16 protein-coding genes are annotated in these 14,439 nt (G+C 65.7%); 15 read left to right on the top strand and 1 reads right to left on the bottom strand.

Annotated elements, in window-relative coordinates:
* Positions 1-21: 21 nt before the first annotated feature.
* Positions 22-237, bottom strand: coding sequence for a 50S ribosomal protein L31 (gene rpmE, locus R3E49_RS03360; protein WP_027950632.1), 216 nt, complete (start codon positions 235-237; stop codon positions 22-24).
* Between the two features lie 206 nt (positions 238-443).
* Between rpmE and R3E49_RS03355 the strand changes: the two genes are divergently transcribed.
* The 15 genes from R3E49_RS03355 to R3E49_RS03285 all read left to right on the top strand — a co-directional run bounded on the left by R3E49_RS03355 (position 444) and on the right by R3E49_RS03285 (position 14,393).
* Positions 444-2,642, top strand: coding sequence for a primosomal protein N' (locus R3E49_RS03355; RefSeq protein WP_371293742.1), 2,199 nt, complete (start codon positions 444-446; stop codon positions 2,640-2,642).
* A gap of 112 nt (positions 2,643-2,754) precedes the next feature.
* Entirely contained in the window at positions 2,755-4,440 is a 1,686-nt protein-coding gene (gene argS, locus R3E49_RS03350; protein WP_371293741.1) for an arginine--tRNA ligase, read from the top strand.
* Positions 4,441-5,001, top strand: coding sequence for an SPOR domain-containing protein (locus tag R3E49_RS03345; protein ID WP_371293740.1), 561 nt, complete (start codon positions 4,441-4,443; stop codon positions 4,999-5,001). It begins immediately after the preceding gene.
* Positions 5,002-5,077: 76 nt separating this feature from the next.
* Positions 5,078-5,617, top strand: coding sequence for an ATP-dependent protease subunit HslV (gene hslV / locus R3E49_RS03340; protein ID WP_339638637.1), 540 nt, complete (start codon positions 5,078-5,080; stop codon positions 5,615-5,617).
* Between the two features lie 9 nt (positions 5,618-5,626).
* Positions 5,627-6,949, top strand: coding sequence for an ATP-dependent protease ATPase subunit HslU (gene hslU, locus R3E49_RS03335; RefSeq protein ID WP_371293739.1), 1,323 nt, complete (start codon positions 5,627-5,629; stop codon positions 6,947-6,949).
* A 15-nt stretch (positions 6,950-6,964) separates the two neighbouring features.
* Positions 6,965-7,357: a DUF971 domain-containing protein gene (locus R3E49_RS03330; RefSeq protein WP_339638632.1), complete on the top strand. Its 393-nt coding sequence runs from the start codon at positions 6,965-6,967 to the stop codon at positions 7,355-7,357.
* A 57-nt stretch (positions 7,358-7,414) separates the two neighbouring features.
* The gene (gene ubiE / locus R3E49_RS03325) at positions 7,415-8,164 is read left to right on the top strand and encodes a bifunctional demethylmenaquinone methyltransferase/2-methoxy-6-polyprenyl-1,4-benzoquinol methylase UbiE (protein ID WP_371293738.1); all 750 of its coding nucleotides are present in this window, start codon (positions 7,415-7,417) and stop codon (positions 8,162-8,164) included.
* Position 8,165: 1 nt separating this feature from the next.
* A complete protein-coding gene (locus tag R3E49_RS03320; RefSeq protein ID WP_371293737.1) occupies positions 8,166-8,810 on the top strand; it encodes an SCP2 domain-containing protein in 645 nt (214 codons plus the stop codon).
* Positions 8,807-10,474: a ubiquinone biosynthesis regulatory protein kinase UbiB gene (gene ubiB / locus R3E49_RS03315; RefSeq protein ID WP_371293736.1), complete on the top strand. Its 1,668-nt coding sequence runs from the start codon at positions 8,807-8,809 to the stop codon at positions 10,472-10,474. Before R3E49_RS03320 ends, ubiB begins: the two co-directional genes overlap by 4 nt.
* A 43-nt stretch (positions 10,475-10,517) precedes the next feature.
* Positions 10,518-10,925 (top strand): phosphoribosyl-AMP cyclohydrolase, encoded by a 408-nt coding sequence (gene hisI, locus R3E49_RS03310; RefSeq protein WP_371293735.1) that lies wholly within the window; start codon positions 10,518-10,520, stop codon positions 10,923-10,925.
* The gene (locus R3E49_RS03305; protein ID WP_290741381.1) at positions 10,922-11,242 is read left to right on the top strand and encodes a phosphoribosyl-ATP diphosphatase; all 321 of its coding nucleotides are present in this window, start codon (positions 10,922-10,924) and stop codon (positions 11,240-11,242) included. Before hisI ends, R3E49_RS03305 begins: the two co-directional genes overlap by 4 nt.
* Before the next feature lie 33 nt (positions 11,243-11,275).
* Complete coding sequence (tatA, locus tag R3E49_RS03300; protein WP_371293734.1) at positions 11,276-11,500, top strand: twin-arginine translocase TatA/TatE family subunit; 225 nt, start codon at positions 11,276-11,278, stop codon at positions 11,498-11,500.
* Positions 11,501-11,509: 9 nt separating this feature from the next.
* A complete protein-coding gene (gene tatB, locus R3E49_RS03295; protein WP_371293733.1) occupies positions 11,510-11,869 on the top strand; it encodes a Sec-independent protein translocase protein TatB in 360 nt (119 codons plus the stop codon).
* Positions 11,866-12,618 (top strand): twin-arginine translocase subunit TatC, encoded by a 753-nt coding sequence (tatC, locus tag R3E49_RS03290; protein ID WP_371293732.1) that lies wholly within the window; start codon positions 11,866-11,868, stop codon positions 12,616-12,618. The genes tatB and tatC overlap by 4 nt, the downstream gene beginning before the upstream one ends.
* On the top strand, positions 12,618-14,393 hold the full coding sequence (locus R3E49_RS03285) for an ABC transporter transmembrane domain-containing protein (RefSeq protein WP_371293731.1): 1,776 nt from the start codon (positions 12,618-12,620) through the stop codon (positions 14,391-14,393). Before tatC ends, R3E49_RS03285 begins: the two co-directional genes overlap by 1 nt.
* Positions 14,394-14,439: the final 46 nt, after the last annotated feature.

The raw sequence follows: 14,439 nt of genomic DNA, 5'->3' as shown, positions 1-14,439 counted from the left end.
AAGGCAGCCGCCTGAAGCAGCTTAACGCGATGCGCCGCGCGCGCCAAAACGCTTCTTGAAGCGGTCAACGCGGCCGCCGCTGTCGAGTACTTTCTGCTTGCCGGTGAAGAACGGGTGGCACTGCGAGCACACGTCGATGTGAAAGTCCTCACAGCGCGTGGAGCGAGTGGCAACCACGTTGCCACAGCTGCAAGTCGCGGTGACCGCCTCGTACTTGGGATGAATTTCTGCTTTCATGGTGTTGCTCCTGTGAATTGGTGCCGCCACCCGATCCTGTCGGGCACCGCACCGGACTTGTGGAGGTAACGCGAAAAAATAGGCGCGCATAGTACCAGACACAGCGTCCAGCGCAAGCCCCGCTGATGGCAGCCCCGCTGTAGGCAGCCCCGCGGTTGCGCTATCATGCGCCACCGTTCCACATCGACAACACGCTGAGAGGCGCGATGCCCGTTCTTCGCCTGGCCGTTTCCTGCCCGCTGCGCTCCCTGTTCGACTACCTGCCTCCGGCAGGACTGGAGCCACAGGCCCTGTCGGACCTGCGGCCCGGTGTGCGGGTGAAAGTCGACTTCGGGCGGCGCCAGTTACAGGGCTGGCTGATTGAGGTTGCCGAGGAATCTGCGCTACCTGCGGCATCGCTGCGTGCGGCGCAGGCGGTCGTCGACTCCGCTCCGCTGTTGTCGCCCGGGGTGCTGCAGCTGTGCCTGTGGGCAGCGGACTATTATCAACACCCACCGGGGGAGGTGTTCGAAGTCGCCTTTCCGCCCGGACTCAGGAACGCCCAACCACACCAGCCACCGGGGCAGCCAGGCTGGCGCCTCAGCCAGCGTGGCAAAGGGCTGCCGGCAGGGGCCCTCCAGCGGTCGCCGCGCCAGGCAGAGGCGCTGGCCCTGCTGCAGGACAGCGCCGAGCTTGCCACCAGCAGCCTGCGCGAGCGGGGTATCAACGCCGGCATCCTGCGCCAACTGGAACAGAAAGGCCTGGCCGAACGCTGCGTGCTGGCGCCCGGCCGGATCCTGAGCACGCCGCAGCCTGGGCTGCCACTGAACGGCGAGCAGGCCGCGGCGCTGGAGGGCATCCTGGCGCACTACGGCGGATTCCACTGCAGCCTGCTGGAGGGGATTACCGGCAGCGGCAAGACCGAAGTCTACCTGCAGTTGATTGCCCATTGCCTTGCCCAGGGCCAACAGGCACTGGTGCTGATACCCGAAATCGGCCTCACCCCGCAGACCCTGGCGCGCTTCACGGCACGCTTCGGCACCGGCATCGCGGTGCTGCACTCGGGCCTCAACGACACCGAGCGCTACGCTGCCTGGGAGGCGGCGCGCACCGGCGCGGCATCCATTGTCATGGGCACACGCTCGGCGATCTTCAGCAGCCTGCGGCGACCGGGGTTGATCATTGTCGATGAAGAGCACGATGCGTCCTTCAAGCAACAGGATGGATTCCGCTATTCCGCGCGGGATATCGCCGTTAAACGAGGGCAGATCGAGGGCGCCACTGTAGTGCTGGGCAGCGCCACCCCGGCACTGGAAACCCTGCACAACGCCCTGCAGGGCCGCTATGGTCACTACCGCCTGACACAGCGCGCAGGTCAGGGTGAACTGCCCACCCTGCGGGCTATTGATGTGCGCCGGGAGACCCTGCAGGGCGGACTGTCGCGGGCGCTGCGCGAGGCCATCCATGGCGCCCTGAGGGGCGGACAGCAGGTGCTGCTGTTTCTGAACCGCCGCGGCTACGCACCGGCGCTGCAATGCCACGACTGCGGCTGGATTGCCCAGTGCAGTGCCTGCGACACCCGCATGACGGTGCACCGCCGCCAGCGCAGGCTGCGCTGTCACCACTGTTCCGCCAACCTGCGGCTGCCGCAGGCCTGTCCCAGCTGCCACAGCGCGCGCCTGCTCACCAATGGTCTGGGCACCGAGCAAACCGAAGAGGTGTTGCGCAATACGTTTGGCGAGTGGCCCATCCATCGCGTCGACAGCGACTCCATGCAGGGCAAAGGCGCCATGCAGACACTGGTGTCCGAGGTACAGAACGGCGCGCCGTGCATTCTCCTGGGCACGCAAATGCTGACCAAGGGGCACCACTTTCCCGGGGTCAACCTGGTCGCCGTCATTGACGCGGATGCGCTGCTGTTCAGCGCTGACTTCCGCGGTGAGGAGCGCATGGCGCAGCTGCTGACCCAGGTCGCGGGGCGCGCGGGGCGCACGGGGGACGCCGGGCAGGTGCTGGTGCAGACCCACTACCCCGATCACCCCCTGATGCAGGCGATGCTTACCGAGCGCTACGCCGACCAGGCGCGGCGCCTGCTGCAGGCCCGTGAGGAACAGGGCATGCCGCCACATGGGCGACTGATTCTACTGCGCACCGACAGCCCGGCCACGGACACCGGGGAACGCTTCCTGGCGGCCCTCAGGCAACAGGCCGACCCGGCACTGCCGCAGGGTTGCCGTTTGATCGGGCCGCTGCCGTCCCCCCTGCAACGGCGGGCGGGTAAATTCCGTAACCAGCTACTGGCGATGGCGCCGGACGTGCGCCGGGCCCAGCGGCTGGCGCGCCTTCTGGTGCACTGCGCCGAGCAACTGCCCAGCCGCCAGGGGCTCAACTGGTCCATCGATGTCGACCCACTGGATCTGGGTTGATCGCCGGCTCGCGCTGGCCATGAGCAGCCATTTACGGCGATAATGCGACGCTGCCCTGCACGGCAGGCGAGCAGCCAATTCATCCCAGAAAACGCAGGTGTCCCCCCCGGAAATGAAGGAACAATTGTCACAGCTGATCCAGCAGGCCCTCGACGCGCTGGCCGCCGACGGTCGACTCCCCGAGGCCACGCAACCGACCATCGCCATCGAGCGCACACGGGACGCCAGCCATGGCGATCTGGCCAGCAACGTGGCCCTTACCCTGGCCAAGGCGGCGGGCTACAAGCCCCGCGACCTGGCGGGCATGATCTGTGACGCGCTGCCCGCCTCACCGCTGGTCAGTCGCGCAGAGGTTGCCGGGCCGGGCTTCATCAATTTCTTCCTGTCCGGCGACAGCAGCCGCGCCGTGGTACAGCGCGTGCTCACCGAAGGCGAGCAGTTCGGCCGCAGCGACGCCGGCGCCGGCCGCCGGGTGCAGGTTGAGTTCGTGTCCGCCAACCCCACCGGCCCCCTGCACGTGGGCCACGGCCGCGGGGCTGCCGTGGGCGACAGCATCTGCCGGCTGCTCAGCGCCACCGGCTGGTCGGTGGCCAGCGAGTTCTACTACAACGATGCCGGGGCCCAGATCAGCAATCTGGCCCTCTCGGTACAGGCGCGCTGCCGCGACCTGGGGCCCGACGATCCGCAATGGCCGGAAGACGGCTATCGCGGCGACTACATCGCCGATGTTGCTGCAGCCTATCTGGCCGGTGAAAAAATCGACGCCACGGACCGCCATGTTGCCGGCAAGGCGGACCCGGACGACCTCGACGCCATCCGCGATTTCGCCGTTGCCTACCTGCGCCGCGAGCAGGACCTGGATCTGAAAGCCTTCGCAGTGCATTTCGATCGCTACTTCCTCGAGTCCTCGCTCTATGAGTCCGGCGAGGTCGAAGCGACGGTGGCCAGGCTGGTCGCCAATGGCCATACCTATGAGCAGGACGGTGCACTCTGGCTGCGCACCACGGCGTTCGGCGACGACAAGGACCGGGTGATGCGCAAGCGGGAAGGTGGGTACACCTATTTCCTCCCGGACGTGGCCTACCACTTCAACAAATGGCAACGCGGCTTTGAGCGTGTGATCAACGAACAGGGTGCGGACCACCACAGCACCGTGACTCGCGTGCGTGCCGGCCTGCAGGCCCTGCAGGCCGACATTCCGCAAGGCTGGCCTGACTATGTGCTGCACCAGATGGTGACGGTGATGCGCGACGGCAGCGAGGTGAAGCTGTCCAAGCGAGCGGGCAGCTACGTCACCCTGCGCGACCTGATCGATGAAGTCGGCTGTGACGCCACACGCTATTTCCTGGTGGCGCGGGCGCCCAGCTCGCAGCTTACCTTCGATATCGACCTGGCGCTGTCGCAGAGCAACGACAACCCGGTGTATTACATTCAGTACGCTCACGCCCGCGCCTGCTCGGTGCGCGCAAAACTGGCCGAGCAGGGCTGGGACTGGGAACAGGAGCGCGGCATTGCGGCGCTGCCACGGCTGGAGGAGGAGCAGGAGAAAGCCCTGATCAAGCGGCTCGACCAGTACCCCGAGGTGGTGGCAGGCGCGGCGCTGGCCAGCGAACCCCACACGGTAGCCAACTACCTGCGGGAGCTCGCTGCCGAGTTCCACAGCTATTACAACGCGCATAAAATGCTGGTGGATGACGGCGAACTGCGCGACGCCCGCATCGCGCTGAGCGAAGCCGTGCGCCAAGTGGTGGCCAACGGCCTGTGGCTGCTGGGCGTGAACGCACCGGAGGCCATGTAAATGGCGCGCGACAGCGGCGGCCGGGGCGGACGCAGCGGAGCGCGCCGCAAACCCCAGGCGGCCAGCCGCAATAACGGTGGCGCAAGCCCCTGGCGCTGGTTCGCTGCCGGCGTGGGCACAGGCGTGTTCCTCAGCCTGCTGCTCTACCTGGGCACGCTGCCACCGGGCACACAGCCCGCGGGAGAAACACCGGAAACCGCCGCGGCAGAGGCGCCCCCAAAACCCCGCTTCGACTTCTACACCATGTTGCCGGAGCAAACCATCGACGTGGAAGTTGAACCGACAGAGGTGGCGCAACAGCCCAACGTGGCCCCGCCGCCCGCAGAGAGCTATGTGCTGCAGGCGGGCTCCTTCCGCCAGCGCGAGGACGCCGACCGGCGGCGGGCGGAGTTGCTGCTGCTCGGTCTGGAACCCAGCGTGGAGGAATCCACGGGAGACAACGGTCGCTGGTTCCGGGTTTATCTCGGGCCCTACACCACCCACGCACAGATGAGCCGCGCACGTGGCTTAACGGCTGCACAGAATATCGACACCCTGCTGTTGAAGCGGGGGCGCCCCTAGTACCGGTGCCGCCCCGCGGCGCCGCGCTTGAATTCCCGCCACGGCTCCCCATATCTGGAGCAACAGGAGACTTATCGTGGAACAATATCGAGGCACGACCATCCTCTCAGTGCGTCGTGGCAACAGCGTTGTCATTGGCGGCGACGGACAGGTATCGATGGGTAATACCGTCATGAAGGGCAACGCGCGCAAAGTGCGCCGCCTGCACAAGAACAAGGTGCTGGCGGGCTTTGCTGGCGGCACCGCGGATGCCTTCACCCTGTTCGAGCTGTTTGAGGCGCAGCTGGACAAGCACCAGGGGCATCTGGTGCGGGCCGCCGTGGAGCTGGCCAAGGCCTGGCGCACCGAACGCGCCCTGCGCCGGCTGGAAGCGTTGCTGGCGGTCGCCGACAAAGAGACCTCCCTGGTGATCACCGGCAACGGCGATGTGATCGAGCCCGAAGACAACCTCATCGCCATCGGCTCCGGTGGCCCCTTCGCACAATCCGCCGCCCGCGCACTGCTGGACAATACCGAACTCGACGCCCGCAGTATCGTGGAGAAGGGCCTGAACATCGCCGGCGATATCTGCATCTACACCAATCACAACCAAACCATCGAACAACTCGACTATTAGGCTCCCCGCATGTCCAACATGACGCCCCGCGAGATTGTCCACGAACTGGACAAGCACATCATCGGCCAGCAGGACGCCAAGCGCGCTGTGGCGATCGCCCTGCGCAATCGCTGGCGACGCATGCAGCTGCCGGATGCGCTGCGCGCCGAAATCACCCCGAAGAACATTCTCATGATCGGCCCCACCGGCGTGGGCAAGACCGAAATCGCGCGTCGCCTGGCGAAGCTGGCAAACGCACCGTTCGTCAAGGTCGAAGCCACCAAGTTCACCGAGGTGGGCTATGTCGGCCGCGATGTGGAATCGATCATCCGCGACCTCGCGGACGTCGCCGTGAAGCTGTATCGCGAGCAGGAGATGCAGAGGGTGCGGTTCCGCGCCGAAGAGGCAGCAGAGGAGCGGCTGCTGGACATCCTGCTGCCACCGGCGCGCGGAGACAGCGCCAACACCGGCGCCGGCACCCGGCAGCTGCTGCGGAAAAAGCTCCGTGAAGGCGAGCTCGATGACAAGGAAGTGGAGGTCAACCTGGCCACCAGCGGGCTTGGCATGGAGATCATGGCACCCCCCGGCATGGAGGAGATGACCAACCAGCTGCAAAGCATGTTCTCCAACCTCTCGCGCCAGCAGAGCAAGACCCGCCGCATGCCGGTCAAGGCGGCGTTGAAGGCCCTGTGCGACGAAGAGGCGGCCAAGCTGGTCAACGAAGAGGAGCTGAAGCAGCGGGCCATTCGCGAAGCCGAGCAGAATGGTATCGTCTTCATCGACGAACTGGACAAGGTGGCGAAGCGTGGCGAGACGGCCGGGGCCGATGTCTCGCGGGAGGGCGTGCAGCGCGATCTTCTGCCGCTGATCGAGGGCTCTACCGTCACCACCAAGCACGGCACGATCAAGACCGACCATATCCTGTTCATTGCCTCGGGCGCGTTCCACCTGGCCAAGCCCTCCGACCTGATTCCTGAATTGCAGGGCCGCCTGCCGATCCGGGTGGAACTGGAGTCACTGACCGCCAGCGACTTCGAACGCATTCTCACCGAGCCTGACGCTTCACTCACCGAACAGTACCAGGCCCTGCTGGCCACGGAAGGCCTGCAGGTGGAGTTCACCGCCGATGGCTTGCGACGCATTGCGGAGACCGCCTGGCAGGTCAACGAGAAAACCGAAAACATCGGGGCGCGACGCCTGCATACCGTCATGGAGCGCCTGCTGGAGCAGGCCTCCTTCGGCGCCGCGGATGCCGGGCTGCAGCAACAGCCGCTGACCATCGACGCCGACTACGTCAACAGCCAGCTGCAGGCCCTGAGCGAAGACGAAGACCTGTCGCGCTTCATTCTGTGAGTTGAGAGTCACACCATGACCGAACGAGCCCCGCGCCCCATCGACATACACCTGCACCGCGCCTCGCGGGAGCTTGAGCTGGCATATGCCGGTGGAGAAAGCTACCGTCTGCCCTGTGAGTACCTGCGCGTCTACTCCCCCTCGGCGGAGGTGAAGGGCCACGGCCCGGGGCAGGAAGTGCTGCAAACCGGCAAGATGCACGTCGCCATCACCGACATCCGGCCCGTGGGGCACTATGCACTGCAACTGGTATTCGATGACGGTCACGACACCGGGCTCTACGCCTGGGATTACCTCTACCAGCTGTGCACGCAGCGGGAAGCGCTCTGGCAGGACTACCTCGACCGCATGTCGGCGGCCGGTGCCACGCGCGACCCCCAGGTGCAGGTCATCCAGTTCCAGCCCTGACCGCGGGAGCCACATCGCGCTACAATAGCTGCCCTGTTGCAGGACGGCGGAGGCCGCATGAGCGATAAACGCACCACCCATTTCGGTTACCGGGAAGTCGATGAGGACGCTAAGGCCGGCCTCGTGGCCAATGTCTTTCATTCGGTGGCGGGGCGCTATGACCTGATGAATGACCTCATGTCCGGCGGCATACACCGGATCTGGAAGCGCTTCACCATCGAACTCAGTGCCGTGCGCGCGGGCCAGTCGGTGCTGGACATTGCCGGCGGCACGGGTGACCTGGCGGCAAAATTCGCTGACATCGTCGGACCCACGGGCCGCGTGGTACTGGCAGATATCAACGAATCCATGCTCAACGTGGGCCGCGACAAACTGCTGGACCACGGCTACCAGGGCAATCTCGAGTTCGTACAGGCCGATGCGCAGTACCTGCCTTTCCCCGACGACAGCTTTGACTGCGTCAGTATCGCCTTCGGCCTGCGCAACGTCACCGACAAGGCCCTCGCACTCCGCTCCATGCTGCGTGTGCTCAAGCCCGGGGGGCGGCTGCTGGTGCTGGAATTCTCCAAGCCAGTCAATCCGCTGTTGGAGAAAGCCTACGACAGCTACTCCTTCCGCGTGCTGCCGTTCATGGGCAGGTTGGTCGCGGGGGACAGCGACAGCTACCAGTACCTGGCAGAATCCATCCGCATGCACCCCGATCAGGACACGTTGCTGGGCATGCTGGAGGATGCAGGCTTCGTCAACTGCGAATACCACAACCTCACCGGCGGTGTTGTCGCCCTGCATCGGGGCTTCAAGGCCTGACATGGCGGCCGCCGGCCTCGACCCGACACTGACTACAGCGGCCCTGGCCGCGCTGGAGGCGGCACTCAATCGCGCCCTGGCGCTGGACCCGGCTGGCCAGCGGCACCTGGCCGGGCTGGCTGGACGCACCTTCGCCATTGAGTGCACCTCGCCCGTTGTTCACGTGTACCTGCAGCCGGGCGCGGAACGCACCCGGCTGCTCGGCTATTACGATGGCCCGGTGACCACGCGCGTGCGCGGCAGCGCCTCCGATTTTGCCGAGCTGGCGGGTGCCAGCGACCCGGCAGCCACACTGATCAACGGCAATCTGGTGCTGCAGGGCGACAGCGCGCCGCTGATCGAACTGCAGGGCATCATCGGGCGCCTGGACCTGGACTGGGAAGCGCCGCTGGTGAACGTGCTCGGGGACGTCGCTGGCCATCAGCTTGCTCAGTTCCTGCGCGCGGGTTTCAGTGCCGGGACGGCCGCGTCGAGCAGCCTGCTGCGGCAGCTCGAGGAGTTCATCCATGAGGAGGCACGCCTGACACCGCCCCGGCTGGAAGTTGAGGACTTCTACGGCGACGTGCAAGCCCTGCAGCAACGCGTGGAGCGGTTGCAGTCGCGGCTGGAACGGCTGCGCAAGCGCATCCGGAGCGCCGGGCAGTGAGCGCCGGGCTGTTTTCCCGCAGTCGGCGGCTGCTGCTGATCCTGCGCGTGGCCGGGCGCTACCGGCTGCAGGAGTTTGTCGCGCCCGAAGCGCTGCCCGCGGCCCTGCGGTTACTGCTGCGCCTGTCGCCCTGGCGCAACAGCCAGCCCGGCATGAGCCGGGGAGAGCGGCTGCGCCGGGCGCTGGAGGCGTTGGGTCCGGTCTTCATCAAGTTCGGTCAACTCCTGTCGACGCGACGCGACCTGCTGCCCGCCGACATCGCCGACGAGCTCGCGCGGCTGCAGGACAAGGTGCCCCCCTTCGACGAGACCCTGGCAGCGGGGATTATCGAGTCTGCCCTCGGGGAGCCGGTGAGCACCCTGTTTGCGCGATTCGAGTCCATACCCATTGCCTCGGCCTCGGTAGCGCAGGTGCACGGTGCAACGCTGCACAGCGGGGAAGAGGTCGTGGTCAAGGTGCTGCGCCCGGACATTGAGCCGGTAATACGCCAGGACCTCGCACTGCTCTATACCCTCGCGCGGCTGGTGCAGCGCTACCTGCCCGATGGTCGCAGGCTGCGCCCGGTGGAGGTGGTGGCGGACTACGAGCTGACCATTCTCGACGAGCTGGATTTGCGCCGCGAGGCGGCCAACGCCTCCCAGCTGCGGCGCAACTTCGAGGGCAGCGACCTGGTCTACGTACCCCAGGTGCATTGGGACTACACGCGCAGCAACGTGATGGTGGCGGAGCGTATCAGCGGTATTCCGGTGACCGATATGGCCGCGCTCAAGGCACGCGGCACCGACCTCAAGCTGCTCGCCGAACGCGGTGTGGAAATCTTCTTTACGCAGGTATTCCGCGACAACTTTTTCCACGCCGACATGCACCCGGGCAATATCTTCGTCAACGCCACCGACCCCGCCAACCCGCGCTACATCGCCGTGGATTGCGCGATCGTGGGCAACCTCAGCGACGCTGACCAGTATTACCTGGCACGCAACCTGCTGGCGGTGTTCCAGCGCGACTACCGCGCGGTCGCCGAACTGCACGTGGAGTGTGGCTGGATACCCCCGGACACCCGCGTGCAGGATTTCGAGTCCGCCATGCGCGCGGTCTGCGAACCCGTTTTCGAACGGCCCATCAGCGACATTTCCTTCGGCCAGCTGCTGATTTACCTGTTCAGCACGGCGCGCCGCTTCGACATGGAAGTGCAGCCTGCGCTGGTTCTGCTGCAGAAGACCCTTCTCAACATCGAGGGCCTGGGTCGCCAGCTCTACCCGCAGCTCAATTTATGGGACACCGCGCAGCCCTTCCTCGAGCGCTGGGTGCAGGAGCGTTATTCGCCGCAGTCCATGCTGCGGCGCCTGCAGCGACACTTCCCGTCCTGGCTGGAGCAGCTGCCGCAGGTGCCGGATGCCGTGCTCGACAACCTGCAACGCAGGCCCGGCGCCCCCGATCTTTCACGCCAGCAGCGCCAGCAACAGCAACGCCAGATGGCCCTGCAGCGCGCACAACAGCGCCGGAGGTCGCGGCGCCACGTCGCGGCCGCGGCACTCGCCGGCAGCGGGCTGGTACTGGCGCTGCCCGGGGGATGGGCGTTCCTCAGTACGGTACCGGCCGCCAGCTGGCTACTGCTCTCGGGAGCCCTGCTGCTGCTCTGGCCAGGACGCAGCGCGGACGAATAGGCGGGGTCATGCCCTTGTGCCATAATGCCCCGCTATGGATACCGTGACCCCTGACAACACCGCAGCCCTGCTGCAGGCCGTGCACTGGAACGACCAGGGCCTGGTGCCTGCGATCGCCCAGGACGCCGCCAGCGGGGATGTGCTGATGCTGGCCTGGATGAACGCCGAGGCGCTGCAGCGCACGGTGGAATCCGGGCACGCCGTGTACTGGTCGCGCTCGCGCCAGGCGCTGTGGCGCAAGGGCGAGAGCTCAGGCAACGTACAGCTGCTGCACGAGCTGCGCCTGGACTGCGATGGCGACACCGTGCTGCTGCGCGTGGAACAGGTGGGTGGCGTCGCCTGCCACACCGGGCGTCGCCACTGTTTTTACCAGCGCTGGACCGGTGACGACTGGAACACCACCGACCCTGTGCTGAAATCACCGGAATCCATGTACGGAAAGACACCGTGAACGATGTTCTGCAACAATTGGACGCGATACTCGCCGCGCGCCGCACAGCAAGCCCGGAGAGTTCCTACGTGGCCAGCCTGCATCACCGGGGTCTGAACAAGATTCTGGAGAAGGTCGGGGAGGAAGCGACCGAGGTCATTATTGCTGCCAAGGATGCGGGGGAGAACCGCGCGGAGCTGGTGGGGGAAGTGGCTGACCTCTGGTTTCACACCCTGGTCATGCTCTCCCACCTGGAGCTGGACTCCAGCGCGGTGCTGGATTGCCTGGCAGAGCGCTTCGGCGTGTCCGGGCTGGACGAAAAGGCCTCTCGCGGCTGACCGCGGGATCACCACTACACAACGGAGACACACATGGGTATCGGTGGCATCAGTATCTGGCAATTGTTGATCATTCTCGCCATTGTCATCATGTTGTTCGGCACCAAGCGCCTGCGCACCCTGGGCAGCGACCTCGGCAGCGCCGTGAAGGGCTTCCGCAAAAGCATCCAGGATGATGAGAGCAGCAAGGCGGAGGCGGAAGCGGAAACCAAGGACGACACCAGCGGCGAAGCACGGAGCGACAACAGCAAGTCGTGACACGCCGCCATGTTTGATATCGGGTTTGCCGAGCTACTGCTTATCGGAGTGGTCGGGCTGTTGGTCATCGGGCCCGAGCGGCTGCCCTCGACAATCCGTACCGTGAGCGCCTGGCTGGCGCAGATCCGCCGCGGCTTCAATCAGATCCGCAGCGAGGTAGAGCAGGAACTGCACAACGACGCCATCATGCAGGAGCTGCGCAAAACCGGTAGCGACCTGAAGCGCGATGCACAGCAGGCCGGCGATGCCCTGAAGGCGGCCGGCGGGAACGACAGCGCAGCGGCGTCCGCGTCCACCGAGGATTCCAGTGCAGCGAACCCTGGACGCCCCGGGCAGGTCAGCCCCGACAAGGAGCCTTCGGGGCAATGAGCGACGACAGCGAAGACCAGCCCCTGCCCCTGGTGGCACACCTCACCGAGCTGCGCGACCGGCTCCTGCGCGCGCTGCTCGCCGTGTTGATCGTGTTCATCGGCCTGTTTCCCTTCGCCAACGAGATCTACAGCTTCGTCTCCGAGCCGCTGCGCGCGCTGCTGCCAGCGGGCGCGTCGATGATCGCCACGGATGTCGCCTCGCCGTTCCTGACGCCGTTTAAGCTCACCCTGGTCGCCGCGGTGTTCATCGCCATTCCCTATGTGCTCTACCAGGCCTGGAGCTTTATCGCACCCGGGATGTACCGGCATGAAAAGCGCCTCGCCATACCCCTGCTGGCCTCCAGCGTGGTGCTGTTCTACGCCGGCGCAGCCTTCGCCTACTACGTGGTGTTTCCGCTGGTGTTCGGGTTCTTTACCAGCGTGGGCCCGGAAGATATCGCCATCATGACCGATATCAACAGCTACCTGAACTTTGTGCTGAAGCTGTTCTTCGCCTTCGGTATCTCCTTTGAGATCCCCATCGCGGTGGTAATCATGATCGCCGCCGGGATCACCACACCCGAGGATCTCGCGCGTAAAAGGCCCTACGTCATCGTCGGCTGCTTCGTCTTTGGCATGCTGCTCACCCCGCCCGACGTGATCTCACAGGCGCTGCTGGCGGTACCCATGTGGTGCCTGTTCGAACTGGGCATTGTGTTCGGGCGCCTGATCAAACGGCGCGGCGCAGCCCCGGCAGACACGGAGTAATGGCGGCAAAGCCCGGTCGCAGCCTGTCACCGCTGCTGGCCATATTGCGCTTCCTGCTGCCCTACCGGGCTCGCCTGCTGGCCGCCGGCACCGCGCTGGTATTTACCGCGGGGGCCACGCTGTTTCTCGGCCGGGGTATCCAGGTGCTTATCGACGAAGGCTTCAGCGGCGGCACCCGCGCCGACCTGGCCAATGCCATCGGCGTCATTCTGGTCATCGCCGCCGCCATGGCCGTGGGCACGTTTGCCCGCTTCTATTTTGTCTCCTGGCTGGGCGAGCGGGTCAGCGCCGACATCCGCAACGCGGTGTTCGACAACATCATCCATCTGGATCCCGGGTATTTCGAGACCAACCGCAGCGGCGAAATCATGTCGCGCCTCACCACCGACACCACGCTGCTACAGACCATCATCGGCTCCTCCCTGAGCATGGCGCTGCGCAGCGGGCTGACCCTGCTCGGCGGCCTGGTGCTGATGTTCATCACCAACATCCAGCTGAGCCTGATCATTACGGTGGCAGTGCCGCTGGTGCTGCTGCCCATCCTGTTCTTCGGGCGGCGCGTGCGGCGGCTGTCCACCCAGAGCCAGGACAGCATCGCCAACGTCGGCAGCTACGCCGGCGAGATTATCCAGCACATCCGCACCGTGCAGAGCTATACCAGCGAAAGCCGCGAAAGCGCTGCCTTCGGCCGGGAAGTTGAGCGTGCCTTTGTCATCGCCCGGCGGCGCATTCGCCAGCGCGCCCTGTTGGTGGGGGTCGCCATCCTCCTGCTCTTCGGCGGCATGGCGGCCATGCTCTGGAGTGGCGGGCAGTCGGTCATCAGCGGCGAAATGAGCGGCGGTGAGTTGGGCGCGTTCGTGTTCTATGCGCTGATGGTGGGCTCCGGGTTCGCCACCATTTCGGAAGTGTGGGGCGAACTGCAGCGTGCGGCGGGTGCCTCCGAGCGCCTGCTGGAACTGCTGCATACCCGCAGCGAAATTATTGACGGCACCAGCCGTGCGGTGCCCCGCCGGGCCAACCTGAGCCTGCGCAACGTCACCTTCGCCTACCCGGCGCGCCCGGCTGACCCGGCACTGAAGGGCCTGTCACTGGTCATTGAAGAAGGCAAGAGCCTGGCCCTGGTCGGCCCCTCAGGCGGCGGCAAATCAACCCTGTTCCAGTTGCTGTTGCGCTTCTACGACCCGCAGGACGGCGCGGTGCTGTTTGACGGTGTGGACCTGCGCGAGATGCGCCTGGAAACCCTGCGCCAGCAAATGGCCCTGGTGCCGCAACAGCCGGCGCTATTCACCGGCACCGTGCGCTACAACATTGCCTACGGCATGCCCGCCGCCAGCACGGAAGAGGTGATGGCGGCTGCCAGGGCAGCTCACGCCGATGAGTTCATCCAGCGCCTGCCGAAGGGCTACGACAGCGAGTTGGGGGAGCAGGGCGTACGCCTGTCCGGCGGCCAGCGCCAGCGCATCGCCCTGGCCCGTGCCATACTGGCGAACCCCCGCGTGCTGTTGCTGGATGAGGCCACCAGCGCTCTGGACAGCGAAAGCGAGCACCAGGTGCAACTCGCGCTTGAGGAACTGATGCGCAACCGCACCACGGTGATCATCGCCCACCGCCTGTCCACCATACGCCACGCGGACCGCATTGCGGTGCTGGACAAGGGGCAGCTGGTGGCCACGGGCACGCACGAGACCCTGCTGCGGGATTCACCGCTGTATGCGCGGCTGGCGAGTCTGCAGTTCCGGGAGGTTGTGGAGGCAGACGCCCTTCCACCGCAGTAACTTCCCAGCCCTGCGTTAAGAGAACATCTCGCTTGCTAGTCGGAAG

Origin of the sequence: Haliea sp., from assembly GCF_041395985.1 — a bacterium.
GTDB lineage: Bacteria > Pseudomonadota > Gammaproteobacteria > Pseudomonadales > Halieaceae > Haliea.
The sequence above is the reverse complement of the archived record's forward strand: the minus strand, read 5'-3'. Positions and strand labels throughout refer to the sequence as shown.